This window comes from Nocardia speluncae NBRC 108251, from assembly GCF_001613245.1.
GTDB lineage: Bacteria > Actinomycetota > Actinomycetes > Mycobacteriales > Mycobacteriaceae > Nocardia > Nocardia speluncae.
This window is the reverse complement of record NZ_BDBZ01000037.1, coordinates 80,043-95,194: the sequence shown is the minus strand read 5'-3', so window position 1 is coordinate 95,194 and position 15,152 is coordinate 80,043. Positions and strand designations below refer to the sequence as shown.

Here is a 15,152-nt window from a genome sequence, read left to right as displayed (position 1 = left end):
GTACCGGGGCGGTCAGCTGATTCCGGTGGTGACCCCGATATGGGCCTCGATCTCCGTGACGTAATCGGAGAAAACCGTGGAGAACCGGTGCTCTTTGCCCCGCGGCCGCGGCAGGTCGATCGTGATATCGGCGACGATCCGGCCGGGTCGTCCGCCGACGACGACCACCCGGTCACCGAGCCAGACCGCCTCGGAGATGCTGTGCGTCACGAAGAGGACACTGCATCCGGCCGCCTGCCAGATGCGCTGGATCTCGAAGTTCATCGAATCGCGGGTCATGGCGTCGAGCGCGCCGAACGGCTCGTCCATCAGCAGCAGTTCGGGGCGGGAGACCAGCGCGCGGCAGATGGCGACCCTTTGCTGCATTCCGCCGCTGAGTTCGTAGGAGTACCGGGTGGCGCGGTCGCCGAGCCCGACCATCTCGAGGAGTTCCTGGGCGTATCGGCGCGATTCGTCGGTGCGAGTGCCGCGGAACTCCAAGGGCAGCAGCACATTGTCGATGTTGTTGCGCCACGGCAGCAGAACCGGGCTCTGGAACACCATCGCGATATCCTCGAGGCCGTCGCTGATCGACCGTCCCTTGACCAGGATTTCGCCGGCGGTGGGCCGCTGTAGCCCGGAGATCGTTTTCAGCAGTGTGGTCTTGCCGCTGCCCGACTGTCCGACGATCGAGACGAATTGTCCCGGCTCGACATGGAAATCCAGTCCTTCGAGGACGGTGTTGTCGTGTCCGTCCCGGGACCGGTAGGTCATACCGATGTTGTTGACCGAGATGGCGTATTCGTTGTTCATAAGGCCCTCTGTCCGGCTGTTACGGCGCTTGGACGGTCTCGTCGCGGTGTAGCGGCGCGAGAAAGTCGTTGGTGTAGATATCGGCTGGGGTGAGGTCGCTATCGGCCGGCAGGCCGAGGAACTCCCGGGATATATCGATCATTTTCCCGACGCCCGCGTCGTCCATGACCCCGAAGTTGTTCGCGGCCTCGCCGCTACCCCAGTTCAGTGAGCATTGTTCGCGGATCGCGAGGGTGACGGTCTCGGATTCGAACCCGCTGACCTCGTTCCGGAAATCCTGTGCGGCCTCGTCCGGGTGCTCACACGACCACAGAAAGCCCTTCTGCATGGCCCGGTTGAATTTGCGCACCTGATCGGGTTTGTGGGCGAGTTTCTCGTCGGATACGACGATCCCGTTGCCGTAGAGGTCGATGCCGAGGTCGGCCCATTTCAGCACGACCGCCTCGCGGCCGAGCGCATCGATAGCCGGTTCGTCGGAGACGTACAGGGCGAGGTTGGCGTCCCATTGCCCGGCCAGCAGTCCGGGGATCTTCGACCCACTGGAGGCGTGCACTACGTTCACATCGCCTTCGGTGAATCCCAGCTTGCTCATCGCGTACGGCCACATCGCGGTCATCGCGCCCGCGCCTTCGGTGGCGAGGGTTTTGCCCCGCAGGTCGTCCCACCCCTCGATTCCGGTATCACCCAGGGCGACGACCGCGTAGGCCGATCTGGCCTGCAGCAGGTTGACGTGCTTCACCGATGCTCCCCGGCCCTGACTGATGATGGTGCTGCCGAAATCGGCGAAGCCCGCATCCACCTTCCCGGTCTCGACGGAGGTAACCGTATTCGTCGAACCCGACCCCGGCATGATGGTGATGTCGAGCCCTTCCGCCGCGAAGAACCCACGTTCGACCGCCGCGAAGAACGGCGCGTGCTTCGGCAGGTAGCCGACGTCCATCATGAGGGTCATCGAGTTCTCCCCACCGCCGCTCGTGCAGGCGGGCAGAGTGGCGACCATGATCGCCCCGGCGATCGCGGCAAGTATTCGCCTCGAGTTCCGCATCCGAATCTCCGATCCCCTGGTCACTTAGCGTGGTTCTTCCACGGGACGAGCTTTCGTCCCGCGAAATCGACGATGAAGAACAGTGCCAGTGCGATGGCGGCCAGAACGATGAACGCCGCGAACATCGAGGGCAGATCGACCTGGCTGTTGGCCAGCAGAATCACATAGCCCAGACCTTTCGATCCGGCGATGAACTCGCCGACCACCGCGCCGCCGACCGCGAGCGAGATGGAGATCTTGGCCCCGGAGAAAATCGAGGGCAGCGCATAGATCAATTCGATCTTCGTCATTTTCTTCCACGACGACGCCTTGTTGATCCGTGCCAGTTCCTGCAGCTCGTTGGGTACCGAACCGAGGCCGTCGTAGGTATTGATCACCAGGGGAAAGAACGCGATCGCCATCGCGACGAAGGCCTTCGATTCGAAACCGAATCCGAACCACACGATGAACAGCGGTGCGAGCGCCACCTTGGGGATCGTGTCGATCGCGACGAGCGCTGGATAGAGGAAGCTGCGGATTGTCGCGGAGTAGTGCAGCGCCGCACCGCACAGCACACCCAGCGCCGTCCCGAGCGCGAAACCGGCCAGTGCCTCCTGCAAGGTGACAAAGGTATTCGTCGCGAAGTACTCGGGACGTTCGATCAGTTCGGCGAACGCCGAGACCGGCCCGACCAGGAGGAACTCCGGCGGATCGAAAATGACCACCAGTAGCTCCCACACGACGAACAACCCGGCGATACCCGCGACCGCCTTCGCCGCAGTCACCAGCGAATCGCGTCCGAATATTCTTGTTTTCGGCCGGGACATCGGCACCGTGCGGATCGCCGGCTCGGCGGCCGGCCGGCGCGCGGCATCCGTACCGATCTCAGGAACGGTCATCGCGGTAATTCCCCTCGGGAGATGTGCAGAGTGTGGAGATTGCCGTGGGCCGGGTACCGGCCGGTCTGAGCAGGGGCAGCGACCGCGGCCATGATGCCGAGGTGGGGCGGGACGAACCGGCCGGCAACCGGGGGCGGCGTGGTGCCGGTGACAACAATCGAGCTTTCATCGGGTCCTCACAGCATTGGAAGGGTGGCCACTGTTCCGGCCGATCGGTAGCGGTCAGCCGGGAGACAGCGTGTCCCGGTCGACTTCGCCGTCGACGCGGCGCCATACGCCCAGCGGATTGTCGTCACACACCTCGGCCGGCAACAGCGCCGCCGGCACGTCCTGATACGCGACCGGACGCAGGAAACGTTCGATCGCCAGCGTCCCGACCGATGTGCTGCGCGCATCGGTCGTGGCGGGGAAGGGGCCGCCGTGCACCATCGCGTGCCCGACCTGGACTCCGGTGGGCCAGCCGTCGAACAGGATACGGCCCGCCCGCTGCTCCAGGAGCGGCAGCAAGGTCGCGGCCAGGGGATGGTCGGCGGTATCGGCGTGCACGGTGGCGGTGAGCTGACCTTCCAGCGCCCGCACAGCCGTGATCAGCTCGCTGGTGTCGGTGCAGCGGACCACCAGCGATGTCGCGCCGAAGACCTCGGTTTGCAGCTGTGGATCCGCGATGAATCGGGCCCCGTCGACCAGCAGTAACCGGGCGCCCGCGGCCGCGGCGTAGTCGGGTCGTGCACCACGCGCCAGCTCCGCGACACCGTCACGGGCGGCGAGTGCGGTCCCTGCGTCGGCGTAGTGACTCGCGATGCCGTCGCTGAGCATGACAGCTCCGGCGTTCGCGGCGACGGCATCGGCCGCCGCCGCGGTGAACGCGCCCAGGCCCGGGCCGTCGACGGCGAAGACCAACCCGGGGTTGGTGCAGAACTGGCCGGCGCCGAGTGTCAGCGATTCGACGAACGCGGCGCCCAGGGCGGCACCACGCGCGGCGAGGGCCGCGGGCAGCAAAAGAACCGGATTGACACTGCTCATCTCGGCATACACCGGGATCGGTACGGGGCGAGCCGCTGCCGTGGCCGCGATCGCGAGCCCGCCGGCGCGGGACCCGGTGAACCCGACGGCCCGGATCCGTGGATCGCTCACCAGCCGGGCGCCGATCTCGTTTCCGCTGCCGACGAGCTGGGAGAAGACCCCCTCCGGCATTTCCGTGGCGGCGGCCGCGTCGGCAATCGCGCGGGCCACCAGTTCCGCGGTTCCCAGATGAGCGGGATGCGCTTTGACCACGACAGGGCAGCCTGCCGCCAGGGCGGATGCCGTATCACCGCCGGCGGTGGAGAAGGCCAGGGGAAAGTTGCTCGCGCCGAACACCACGACGGGGCCCAGCGCGATCCGGCGTTGGCGGATATCGGCACGGGGATTGTCGCCGGTCCGCCCGGGATCGATCCGTGCACCCTGCCAGGTGCCCGCTCGCAGTTCGGACGCGAACAACCGCAACTGACCGCTGGTGCGACCGACCTCGCCGGTGAGCCGTGGCAGGGGCAGCGCGGTCTCGGTATGCGCACGCTCGACCAGCGCGTCGCGGCGCTCGTCGAGCAGGTCGGCGATGCGTTCCAGGAACCGGGCCCGCCGTTCGGCGGACAGCGCCCGGAACTGCGGGAACGCCCGGTCCGCTAGGGCGCAGGCCCGGTCGATCTGCTCGTCCGAGGCCGCACGGAAGACCGGCTCGAGAACCGCGCCACTGCGCGGATCGCTGACGTGCACCCGGGCTCCGGCGCCCAGGGCGGGCTCGGTGCCGATGACCATGGCGCCGGTCGGGTGGGGTTGGGGGCGGTCGGGCACGGGTGCCTCCTTCGGCTTCATCACTTATCGCTGGCGGGATATCGGACGGTGCTCAGGCGGTGCGGGAGCGCGAAGCCTCGACGACCTCGTTCAACAGCGCCATCTCGGTATCGTCCAGATCGGTCAGCGGCGGACGCACCGGACCCGCGTCGTGCCCGGTGAGTTTCATTCCGGCTTTGACAACGCTGACCGCGTATCCCGCCTTCCGGTCCCGGATCGCGGTGTAGGGGAGCACGACCTCGTCGAGCAGGCGGCGCACGATACCCCGATCTCCTGCGCGTACCGCACCGTAGAAGCTCAGCGCGAATTCGGGCAGGAAGTTGAAGATGGCCGAACTGTAGGTGGTCACCCCCAGTTCCAGGTAGGGCAGCGCGAACGTCTCCGCTGTGGGCAGGCCCCCGATATAGACCAGCCGGTCGCCGAGGCGGGAGTGGATGCGGGTGATCGCCTCCAGGTCACCGATGCCGTCCTTGTATCCGATCAGGTTCGAATGGGCGTCGGCGAGTTCGGCGAGTGTTTCGGGTGTGTAGACCGCATTCGCCCGGCCGTAGACCACCACGCTGAGCGAGGTGGCTTCGCAGACCGCGCGCACATGGTCACGCAGGCCGTGCGCGGAGGATTCGGTGAGATAGGGCGGGAACAACAGCAGTCCGTCGGCGCCGGCGGCTTCCGCGTCCCGGGCCATTTCGATGGCCTGGGCGGTGCCGTATCCGGCCGGAGCGAGTATCGGGGTGGATTCCGGAGCGCTCTCGGTGGCCGCTCGTACTACCTGCGCGACCTCCTTCGGCGTCAGGGAGAAGAATTCCCCGGTGCCGCCCGCGGCGAATAGGCCGGCCACCTCGTACTTGCCGAGGCGAACGATGTTCTCCCGGTAGGCGGGCTCGTCGAACGCCAGGTCCCCGGTGAAATGGGTGACCGGGAACGACAACAGACCGGAGCCGAGCTGTTCGGCCAGTTCGGTCGGTGTGAAGGCGGACATCAGGGGTTCCTCCTGCGCATAACGGCTGTTCGCTAGTGAATGCGACCACAGTAAGAAACCGGAGTGATGCATGTCCAACACTCTTTTGGCATGCATCAATACCTATTATGGATCGGTGTTTACGCTGAACCAGCTGGAAAGCTTTGTCGCGGTGGCCGAAACCCTGCACTACGGACGTGCGGCGGAACGACTCTCGATCAGCCAGCCACCGTTATCGCGCCGGATCCAGCTGCTCGAGCGTGAGCTCGGGGTCGAGTTGTTCGACCGGGCCGGCCGCGCCATCCAGCTCACCACCGCGGGCCGGTCCTTTCTCGGCGACGCCCGGCGCATCCTCGGACTCTCGGAACAGGCGACCCTGACGGTGCGGCGGGTCCCCACCGGCGAGACCGGAACAGTGGCGATGGGGTTCACCGCCTCCTCGGCGCATTCGGTGCTGGACGCCTTCGTGGCGGCTGCCCGCACCCGGTTGCCCGGCGTCGACCTGGTACTTCGAGAACGGGTCTCCGGAACCCAGTTGGAGGAGTTGCGCTCGGGCGAACTCGACCTGGTACTGGTGCGGCCTCCGGTCCGTGGTGGCGAACTGGTGCACCGCCCGCTCTACCGGGAACCCCTGCTGGCCGCGATACCGGCCGAGCACCCACTCGCCGTGCCCGACCGGACATTGCATGTGCACGACCTCGACGGCGAGCCCTTCGTCATGTACTCCCCGGCGGAGGCCCGCTACTTTTACGAGGTCCTCGTCGGTGTTTTCCGCAGCACCGGAATCGCGCCACGGTATGTCCAGCACCTCAGTCAGGTGCACACCATCCTGGCCCTGGTGCGCGCCGGGCTGGGGCTGGCGCTCGTTCCCCGCGCCGCCGAAGCATTCGGGCTGGACGGTGTCGTCCTGCGACCGGTGGAAGGGATCGACGGCGAACCGGTCGAACTCGTCACCGCCTGGCGAGCCGACGACCACAACCCGGCGTTGCGTGCGATCCGGGAACTGCTGCTGGAGGTGGCCGAGCACGGATTCTCGCGCAGTTGAATCCGCCGCGATCGTTGATGTGGTGGCGAATGTGGTCTCGGTGAACTGTTCGGAGATCGGGTGTGGCCCAGGACCGCCCCGCCCATCGGTCCGGGGCGGTTATCGCCGGACTGGCTTTTTATTTTTTCTGACGTATGGTCGGAGTCAGTCGGATGGAACTTCGGAAACAGGAGCGACAGTGGCTGACAAATCGCGTGGAAAATCGCTGAAGAAACCTTCGTCGACCATGAAGGAACGGCGGGCCGAGAAGCGCGAGCGGCAGGACAACTCGACGGTCATCGCGCGAAAGAGGAAGAGCTGATCGGTATCCCGGGTGGTCGGAATGCCCGAGTGCGACGCCGGTACCGGGCGGTTTCGGGACGGAACGGTGAAGCGTCCCTCGTGCGGTGAACGGCCGGACCGAATATTCTTTGCCGCTTATTCCAGGTAGCGGAATTTCTTTGCAGGTCACGTCTGCTGATACGTGACGGTTCACAGTCGGCAGGGATGGCCCGTGCAATTTTTTTCAGGAGTAGTGCATGAACGCATCAGGAATTGCAGACAGAAGAAACGTCCGGGAATCCGGATTCACTACGGCCGAGATCAAGTCTCGAATCGAGGCGATGTTCGATGACCGGGTCTACCCCCTACCGGCAGGCAGGCGCGACAGTCGTGATCGCGACGAAAAAGAACCCTGAGGTACGGACTGCCCCGCGGCCGTGGCGCCGCACGTTCCATGCATCGGTGGCGCCGGAAACCGGCCGCTCGCCGGTCGTCTGCGGCCGGTCCACCGGTCTGGCCGAGGCGATCGTCACCGAGATAAACCGTTTCGGCATCCCGGCAAGTTATGCAGTGCCCCCGCATATTTCGCGTTCCTGGCTGGGGGTGCCGGTCGCGCCGTATCCGATCACTGTCGGGCGGCGGTCCGGCGCCGAAGCGATCGTCGTGGTGATCGACCGATCGCTTGTGGAGTTCCTGTTCGGCCGGCCCGGGGATGGCCGGCCGAACAGGTGGTTCCTCGGTCCGGCGCGAGCGCGGGCGTGCGAGAACCGGTTGTGTGACCGGGTGACCGAGACCGCGACCGCTGCCGAGGCCCGCCGCCTCCTCATCGTGTGCGACGCCGAGCATGCCTCCGTGCCCGAGCGGGCGCGCGCGATTCGCTGGATTCGCGAACTGGCACACCGTATCGGCTATGAATGTGCGATCAACGGTCTGCCCAACCTCGGCACCTCCTACCTCGTGCTGGCCGCCGATGTCGAGGCCGGCGCCGTCGCGCGGTCGGTCGTCGATTGGTATCGGAGCGGAGAGGTGCGATGCGCCCAGGAAGGCGGTGGCAGGGAGATCGGCGCCGGTATCGCCCCGTCGGCGAGGTCGATACCGGCCGATGCGCCACCGTCGAGCGGATGAGCGGTATGTAGACTGCCGCACATGCTTTTGTTCTTCGTGCGCCTGCGCCCCGAGTAGTCGGCGCGCTCCGTCGGCCTGAGCGGCCGGACTCTATTCCCAACCGCCGAGAGTTGCGGGTAGACGTGTCGCCGACGGGTAGTGAACTTCTCTGCGAAGGACGTCACCATGTCTGCGTATCCCTCTGTGAACTCCGCTATGAGCCCGACCTTCGTGCTCGTACACGGATCCGGCAGTAGTTCGTTCATGGGGCGCCCCTGCAACGCGAATTGGCGTTGCTCGGGCACCGCTCCTACGCCGTGGACCTCCCGGGCCACGGTCTCGAAGCCCAATACCCGGTGTCGTATCAATCGCCGCAGGACCTGGTGGCACTCGCCGATACGGCATCGACCCTGGCCGGGGTGACCCTCGACGACAACGTGGACCGTGTTGCCGAGGTGGTGACCCGGTTGCGTGAGCACGGGCCGGTGATCCTGGTGGGCGCCAGCCTGGGCGGGGTCACGATCACCGGCACGGCCGACCGCCTGCCGGAACTCGTGGACGGGCTGGTGTACATCTCGGCGTGGGCATGTACCACCCGGCCGAGCCCGGTGGCCTACATGTCCGAACCCGAGTTCGCGGACAGCCTGCTGCCCGGACTGGCTCCGCTGAATATCGGCGACCCCGCCGTTCTCGGCGCCGGTCGCGCGAACTACCGGACCGCGGACCCGGAAATGCTGCGGGCGTTGAAGGAAGCCACCATGGCCGACCGGTCGGACGCGGAATTCATGGCCTTCCTGAATATCCTGCAACCCGACGAGTCGATCCAAGTAATGGTTGCGCACGCCACCGCGAACCCCGATAGCTGGGGCCGGATCCCGCGGATGTTCGTGCGGCTCACCGAGGATCGCTCCCTGCCGATCGCGATGCAGGACCGGATCATCGCCGACGCTGACGCCCTGACCCCCGGTAACAAGTTCTCGGTGCATACGCTGGACACCAGCCATGCCGGGTTCATCCATCACAGCGCGGAGGTCGCGCGGTTGCTGACCCGGGCAGACTGATCGGGCTCGGTGTGCGGTGCGGCTTCTTGCCGCACCGCACACCGGGGTTCGGCGGGTCAACTGAGGAGCCACCAGCCGAAGCCCACCGTCCAGATGATTCCCAGTGCGGCACCGGCGATGGCGAATCCCTTGTCCTCTCGCTCGGTGTTCATGGTCAAGGCGACGACGCCGAGGACCACCGCCGGTATCGCCGTCAAGCCGCAGAGGACTCCGCAGACACCGAGTACCAAGGCGATGATCCCCAGTTCGCGTTGTTGCCGGACGGGCGGCGCGGGGTAACTCCCGTAGCCGGGGATATTCGGATGTACCGGTGTCCCGGTCCGGGCCCACGGCAGTCCGGTCATCGTGCGATCGAGATCGGCTGCGGTCCGCGCACTCAACGCATGCCCGATGCGATCCGACAGCTCGTCGGCGGTGATCCGCCCGGCCTGAAAACTCTGTTTCAGCGCCTCGACCGCATGTTCCCGCTCGGCATCACCCACCAGGAAATGACCGCCGGCCCACTGTGGTTCCATCCCCGTGCCTCCCCGTGGAACCGAAGTCCCGTCGATGTTCGCTGTGGATTACGCACCTGTGCAAGCGCACCTCGGGTTTCGGCTGTTTCCCGGACGGCGTTAACAGGACCGGGCGAACATACTCACGCAGTCGGGTATTGCTACCCATGTGGTCAGCGGACCCGTGCGCCAGCCTGGAAAGATGTTCACCTCTTCAGTTCACAGATGCACCGCCCTTTTCGCCGGCGCGGCCGTCACCGCGGCCGTGCTGACCGGATGTGCGGACTCCGGTACCGCCCGCACCTCGGCGGAACCGTCCACACCGGCAACCACGACCGAATCGGTGGAGACGTCGAGATCTACCGAAACCCCGAAGCCGACCGGCGCACCCGTCGGTACCGCGACGATGGAGGTGAGAGGTGGCACCGGTCCGGTGACGATCCGCTATTCGATCAACGGCGGGGCCGAGCAGGTCGAAACGGCGGAGACGCTGCCGTGGACGAAGGACTATCCGGTCTACGACCGGCTGACGTCCTATGTCATCGTCGAGGGCACACCGGTATGCGCGATCATCATGGACGGCAACAGATTGGTGGATCTCGGGACCGACGTCAATGCGACCTGCAGCTTCGCCTATTGGGGCTGACCGCGCCGGTGCGCCCGGTCGCAACGACCGGGTACTCGAGGACTCCGGGCCGTCGGAACGGCCAGCCCGGATGCCGGGCGTAGAAGGGCCCATGGCCGGGGCGGAACGCGATGTACTAAACCAGCGTCTGCTGGTGTTCCTGCCGGTAGGCGATATGTTCGTCGCTTCGCCCTTCGCGCAGTTTCCGGACCCATTCAGGGTCGGCGAGCAGGGCACGGCCGACGGCGACGAGATCGAATTCCCCGCTTGCGTGCTGTTCCAGTAGCCGATCGATGCCGGCAACGTTCGAATCGCCCTTACCGGAGAAGGTTGTGGTGAACACCTTGTCGAGACCGACGGAACCGACGGTGATCGTGGGCAGTCCGGTGACCTTCTTGGTCCAGCCGGCCAGGCCCAGTTCGCCATCGGCGCCGGGCAATTCGGGGAACGCCGGCTCCCAGTACCTGCGTGTGGACGAGTGCAGAACATCGACACCTGCGTCGACGAGCGGGGTCAGTACGCGGGCGAGTTCGCCGGGATCCGCCGCGATCCGCGCGTTGTAGTCGCTGGATTTCCACTGCGAATACCGGTACACGATCGCCAGATCCGGTCCGACGGCCTCGCGGATCGCCGCGACGACCTCGGCGGGAAAACGAACCCGGGCCTCGAGCGAGCCACCGTAGGTGTCGGACCGGAGATTCGTGCGCTCCCAGAAGAATTGGTCGAGCAGATAGCCGTGTGCGCCATGCAGTTCGATACCGTCGAATCCGGTGGCCTTCGCGTTGAGGGCGGCGGTGACCCAGGCGTCGCGCAACGCCTCGAGGTCGGCCGCGGTCAATGCGCGACCGGCCGGGGTGCCGTCGAGTCCGAGCCCGGACGGGCTGACGGACTCGACCTCGGGATTCAGCTCGGGTGCGTCACCGCGACCGATACCGAGATGCCACAGCTGCGGGATGATCTGCCCGCCCTCGCTGTGCACCGCGTCGACCACCGATTTCCAGCCGGCGAGGCTCTGGTCCCCGTAATGGCGCGGCACCGCGGTATCGGGCCCGGCGGCGGGATCGGGGATGTAGGTGCCCTCGGTGATGATCAGCCCCACACCGCCCGCGGCGCGCCGCCGGTAGTACTCGGCGACCTCCGCGGTGGGGATCCCGTCCGGCGAGAACATCCGGGTCATCGGCGCCATCGCGAAGCGATTGCGCAGGTGCAGCGATTTCACCTCGAAGGGTTCGAACAGGGCGTCCACAGCTGGCGATGTATCGGTCACGGGTGGGTTCAACGCCCTCCGATCGGGCGGCTATTCCGTGGTGTGACGCATTCTCCTCGGCGGCGGCAGGAGTGGGCGTCGTCAGGCTGGTAGCCGCGCCTTCGATCGGAGCGGTGTGGGCTACCTCGATCACTACCCACCCACGCGCTCGCGATGTACCATTTGGTACATGAGTGCGAGGGGCGATCGGCAGCCCCCACCCGGAGCGGTCATGACCCGAATCCGGCGCCGATCCGGGCCGCCGGGGCGAACCGCGCCGCCGGCTCATGCCTGTGGTCATCGCAGGAGCTACGAGACAGGAAGTGCCACAAATGAGTGTTCTCATTGCCGGAGCCGGCCCGACAGGGATGGTCGCCGCGCTCGTCCTCGCCGCGAACGGGGTCGAGTGCCGCGTACTGGAGCGCCGCGCGCAGCCCAGCGGCAGTTCACGGGCGCTCGGATTGCAGGCGCGTTCGATGGAGTTGCTGGCGGGAATGGGGGTGGCCGAGGATATCGAACGCGTCGCCTACCGCCTCTCGGGTGCCTCGATGATGCGCGGCGATACCGAACTCTCACGGTTCACCTGGGTTCCCCCGCAGAGCCCGTACCCCTACACCTACGTGCTTCCCCAGTCGGGCCTGGAGGATATTCTGCGCGACCGGCTGCGTGCGGCGGGTGTCGAGATCGAGACCGGGGCGCAGGTGCAGACGGTGACCCAGGGGGAAAACACCGTGGAGGTCACGCTCGCCGACGGTCGCGAAATATCGGCCGAGTGGCTGATCGGCGCGGACGGGTCGCGCAGCCGGGTGCGCGAGGAACTCGGCATCGAACTGGCCGGCCGCGAAACCGGCGAAACCTATTACCTGGCCGATATCGTCCTCGACCAGCGGCCGCCGTTCCAGGACAGTGCCATGTGGCTGGGACCGGCCGGCCCCTTCATGCTCATGCGTCTTCCAGGCGCTGACGAGCTCTGGCGGATATTCGCCGATATGACCGATACCCGGCCCCTGGCCGAACGGCCCGGACCGGGCACCGCCGAGCTGCAAGCACTTCTCGGCGAACGCGGTCCGAGCCGGACGCGGATCACCGAGGTGCAGTGGACCTCGATCTATCGCACCCGGGTGGGTCTCGCTGCCCGATACCGCCGGGGCAGGGTCTTTCTGGCAGGCGATGCCGCCCATGTATTCCCACCCTTCGGAGGCCAAGGGATGAATCTCGGTATCCAGGACGCCGTCGGCCTGGCGTGGCGGCTGGCGCGTGTCGAACACGGTGCGCCGGTGGATCTGCTCGCCGCCTACGAAACCGAACGGCGTCCGGTCGCGGCGGCAATCATCCGCGATGTCGAGAGCCGCCGGCGGTTGTATGCGCTGCGCAATCCGGTCGCCCGAGCTCTTCGTGATGCGCTGCTCCGGTACGGCTCCCGCGTGCCGGGCGCCGCTCGGCAAGCAAGCCGCCAGAATTCGCAGCTGGACATCGGCTATGGCCGCGGCCGGGGGTGGCCACGCGCGCAGGGCCCGCGGATCGGTGATCGAGCGCCCGATGCCCCCCTCGCCGGTGGAACGGTGTACGACCGGCTCGGTGTCGACCATTTCACCCTGCTCGTCTTCGGTGCGGCCGACGTGACCGAAACGGGGAACGAAGGCGGGGGCGCGCCGTATTCGGTGAGCGGAGCGGTCGAGGTGCGGATCGACGACGAGACGGACCCGACAGGCGCGGCCGGCGAGAGGTACGGTCTGCGCCGCGGGGGATATGTGCTGATCCGGCCCGACGGATACGTGGCGTATCGGGGCAGTGACGGCGCCGAGGCTCGCCGTGTGGCCGCTGCGTTCACCGGTGCCGGACAGCCGGTATGACAACCGCGCGAGAGGCACTGCTGGAACGGGTGGTCGTCTGGTTCGCGGCCAACGGTGTCGGGGATACGAGTATGCGCACGGTAGCCGAGGGGGTGGGTACGAGTCATCGAATGTTGCACTACCACTTCGGGTCTCGTGACGGGCTGCTGGAAGCCGTTGTCACCGCCACGTGGGGCCGGCAGAATCTTGTGCTGGCCGAACTGCTCGAATCCAGCGCCGATCCCTACCGTGCCGCGTACGCGTTCTGGGACCGGATCGCCGGTGAGGCGACATTGGTGGCGCCGTTGTTCTTTGAGGTGGCGGCGGCCGCCATGCAGGGAAAATCGTGGGCGGTGCCACTGCGGCAGTGGATCGGGCAGTGGCGGGAGGTGTTGACCACCTTGTTCATCCGGGCAGGTCACGAACCGGATGTAGCGGCCCTTCGGGCGCAGATGGCACTGGCGATGGCCCGCGGATTGTTGTTCGAGCTCGCGATCACCGGCGAGAAGGGCCGCGCGGCGGCCGATACCGCTATCCGGGCCTTCCTCGAGTCGACCAAAGTCTCTGCCTCGTCGAGTGATCTACGCCACACTGCGATTCGATCGCATTGACCTGAACAATTATTGAGGTTTCACGATGGTCTCACTCGAACTTCATGCTTCAGGAGGTCATCATGAGCACCGCGACCAACACCGCCCGCACCGCTGCCCGCATCCCCGCACTGAACCGGCCCGTCGCTCTCGCCGGTGCGATCGGTGCTGCTCTCTTGGCCAACCTCGTCGTCTGGCTGATCGGCGCGGCAGCCGGTGGCACCTTCGAAATGGTCGACGCGGGCCAGGTGCAGAGTGTTGCCCCCGGCGGGATCGTCATGATGACCGTGGTTCCGATGTTGATCGGTCTCGGCGCGGCCGTGCTGCTGTCCTACAAGTGGGTCGGCGTGTTGCGCCTCGCCGCGGTGATCGGCTCGGTGATCGCCGTTGCCACCATCGCCATGACCGTGAGCGCCGGCTTCGACACCGCATCCACGATCGCGCTTTCGATCACGCACCTGACACTGGTCCCCGCCCTCGTCATCGCTACCGAAGGTGTGCGCCGCAAGCTGCTCGAAGGGTGAAATGAATGAATGAGCAGGGCCCGCATCCACGAGATGCGGGCCCTGCTCGCCGTCGAACCTGCACTTCGCGGGCCTGCGATGGTCCTGCCGGCTGCCCAAGGGACCGAGGCCACATCGGCAAATCCCGATCTCTCTCCCCCGAGATTGGGGGCTGTCCGCGAATGCTCCGGTCGGTAAGGTCGGAGCCACTGAGCCGGAACAGGTTCGGTGCCGGGGTGCCGGCTCGTTCGGGGCAATGGCCTGTTGCCGCAAACGAACCGGCCGGAATCGGGGGAGATATGACCGTTTCGATAGTTCGTGCCGCATCGCATTCGATGATCGCTGCCGTGGGGATCGTTGTGCTCGCGGGCTGTGGCTCGGAAGGCCAGGTGGATGCCGTCGCCGGACCATCGACCTCGGCAGCCGTTGAACCGAGTGGAACAGCGACCTCGACGACGGCCGTCCCCGAAGGCTGTCCCGCGCCGGATGTCTGGGATGTCGGTGCCCCGGGTTTCGAGGAGTTGAAGACCGCCGTGACAACCGCGGTCCTTCCCGACGGCGCCTGCGTGACGGTGGTGAGTCCGGTGACGAGCCACGGACAGCCGGAGGGCTGGCGGGCCTTCTACATCGGCGTCGACGCCCCCGCAGCGGCACATCCGGACGATCTGCGACCTGTCGCCACCCGCATCGCACAATTGTGGAAGCACAGCGAGCTCGGGCAGCTTACGGACGAGTTGCGGGTCGTCAATTCATATCCCGTGCCGTACCTGGAATACCTCCGCGATCAGAATTTCCGGAACCATCCGTGGGACGGGACGCCGTCTCGTGAAGCCGAGCTGGCCGGCTGGACCGTCACGTCCGTGGGCTGACAGTCCTCGCCTGCCCCGG

The 15,152-nt window shown here is 66.4% G+C and carries 16 protein-coding genes and 1 pseudogene; 9 read left to right on the top strand and 8 right to left on the bottom strand.

The window, feature by feature from the left end; genetic code table 11:
• Positions 1–12: 12 nt before the first annotated feature.
• From NS6_RS28185 to kdgD, 5 genes are all read right to left on the bottom strand, one after another.
• On the bottom strand, positions 13–792 hold the full coding sequence (locus NS6_RS28185) for an ABC transporter ATP-binding protein (RefSeq protein WP_068048029.1): 780 nt from the start codon (positions 790–792) through the stop codon (positions 13–15).
• A gap of 19 nt (positions 793–811) precedes the next feature.
• Entirely contained in the window at positions 812–1,837 is a 1,026-nt protein-coding gene (locus NS6_RS28180; protein ID WP_068048026.1) for an ABC transporter substrate-binding protein, read from the bottom strand.
• Positions 1,838–1,857: 20 nt separating this feature from the next.
• Positions 1,858–2,715 carry an ABC transporter permease gene (locus NS6_RS28175; protein WP_068048023.1) on the bottom strand — a complete coding sequence of 286 codons (858 nt, stop codon included), beginning with the start codon at positions 2,713–2,715 and terminating at the stop codon, positions 1,858–1,860.
• A gap of 222 nt (positions 2,716–2,937) precedes the next feature.
• The gene (locus NS6_RS28170; protein ID WP_068048020.1) at positions 2,938–4,566 is read right to left on the bottom strand and encodes an aldehyde dehydrogenase (NADP(+)); all 1,629 of its coding nucleotides are present in this window, start codon (positions 4,564–4,566) and stop codon (positions 2,938–2,940) included.
• A gap of 31 nt (positions 4,567–4,597) precedes the next feature.
• A complete protein-coding gene (gene kdgD / locus NS6_RS28165) occupies positions 4,598–5,524 on the bottom strand; it encodes a 5-dehydro-4-deoxyglucarate dehydratase (protein WP_068048249.1) in 927 nt (308 codons plus the stop codon).
• A gap of 115 nt (positions 5,525–5,639) precedes the next feature.
• Here kdgD and NS6_RS28160 point away from each other — a divergent pair, with 115 nt between their 5' ends.
• The 4 genes and pseudogenes from NS6_RS28160 to NS6_RS28150 form a co-directional block, all read left to right on the top strand.
• Positions 5,640–6,548 carry a LysR family transcriptional regulator gene (locus tag NS6_RS28160; protein ID WP_068048246.1) on the top strand — a complete coding sequence of 303 codons (909 nt, stop codon included), beginning with the start codon at positions 5,640–5,642 and terminating at the stop codon, positions 6,546–6,548.
• A 178-nt stretch (positions 6,549–6,726) separates the two neighbouring features.
• Entirely contained in the window at positions 6,727–6,849 is a 123-nt protein-coding gene (locus tag NS6_RS36285; RefSeq protein WP_281211474.1) for a hypothetical protein, read from the top strand.
• A gap of 308 nt (positions 6,850–7,157) precedes the next feature.
• Positions 7,158–7,934, top strand: a complete 777-nt coding sequence (locus NS6_RS28155; RefSeq protein WP_068048017.1) for a hypothetical protein — start codon at positions 7,158–7,160, stop codon at positions 7,932–7,934.
• A 248-nt stretch (positions 7,935–8,182) separates the two neighbouring features.
• Positions 8,183–8,974, top strand: a pseudogene (locus NS6_RS28150) (alpha/beta hydrolase); the annotation flags it as partial.
• 56 nt (positions 8,975–9,030) lie between these two features.
• On the opposite strand, the gene NS6_RS28145 reads toward NS6_RS28150, so the two are convergent.
• Positions 9,031–9,489, bottom strand: a complete 459-nt coding sequence (locus NS6_RS28145) for a DUF1707 and DUF4190 domain-containing protein (protein ID WP_068048014.1) — start codon at positions 9,487–9,489, stop codon at positions 9,031–9,033.
• A 198-nt stretch (positions 9,490–9,687) separates the two neighbouring features.
• On the bottom strand, positions 9,688–9,894 hold the full coding sequence (locus tag NS6_RS35280; protein WP_084471489.1) for a hypothetical protein: 207 nt from the start codon (positions 9,892–9,894) through the stop codon (positions 9,688–9,690).
• A gap of 7 nt (positions 9,895–9,901) precedes the next feature.
• Between NS6_RS35280 and NS6_RS34305 the strand changes: the two genes are divergently transcribed.
• Entirely contained in the window at positions 9,902–10,114 is a 213-nt protein-coding gene (locus tag NS6_RS34305; protein WP_245669536.1) for a hypothetical protein, read from the top strand.
• 115 nt (positions 10,115–10,229) lie between these two features.
• Here the strand turns inward: NS6_RS34305 and NS6_RS28135 are convergent, their stop codons facing one another.
• On the bottom strand, positions 10,230–11,360 hold the full coding sequence (locus tag NS6_RS28135) for an NADH:flavin oxidoreductase (protein ID WP_068048008.1): 1,131 nt from the start codon (positions 11,358–11,360) through the stop codon (positions 10,230–10,232).
• A 311-nt stretch (positions 11,361–11,671) separates the two neighbouring features.
• Here NS6_RS28135 and NS6_RS28130 point away from each other — a divergent pair, with 311 nt between their 5' ends.
• From NS6_RS28130 to NS6_RS28115, 4 genes are all read left to right on the top strand, one after another.
• Positions 11,672–13,192 (top strand): FAD-dependent monooxygenase, encoded by a 1,521-nt coding sequence (locus NS6_RS28130; RefSeq protein WP_168443484.1) that lies wholly within the window; start codon positions 11,672–11,674, stop codon positions 13,190–13,192.
• Entirely contained in the window at positions 13,189–13,782 is a 594-nt protein-coding gene (locus tag NS6_RS28125; protein WP_068048002.1) for a TetR/AcrR family transcriptional regulator, read from the top strand. The genes NS6_RS28130 and NS6_RS28125 overlap by 4 nt, the downstream gene beginning before the upstream one ends.
• Positions 13,783–13,844: 62 nt before the next feature.
• The gene (locus NS6_RS28120) at positions 13,845–14,285 is read left to right on the top strand and encodes a DUF6069 family protein (protein WP_068048243.1); all 441 of its coding nucleotides are present in this window, start codon (positions 13,845–13,847) and stop codon (positions 14,283–14,285) included.
• 278 nt (positions 14,286–14,563) lie between these two features.
• Positions 14,564–15,133, top strand: coding sequence for a hypothetical protein (locus tag NS6_RS28115; RefSeq protein ID WP_157112992.1), 570 nt, complete (start codon positions 14,564–14,566; stop codon positions 15,131–15,133).
• The last annotated feature ends 19 nt before the right edge of the window (positions 15,134–15,152 follow it).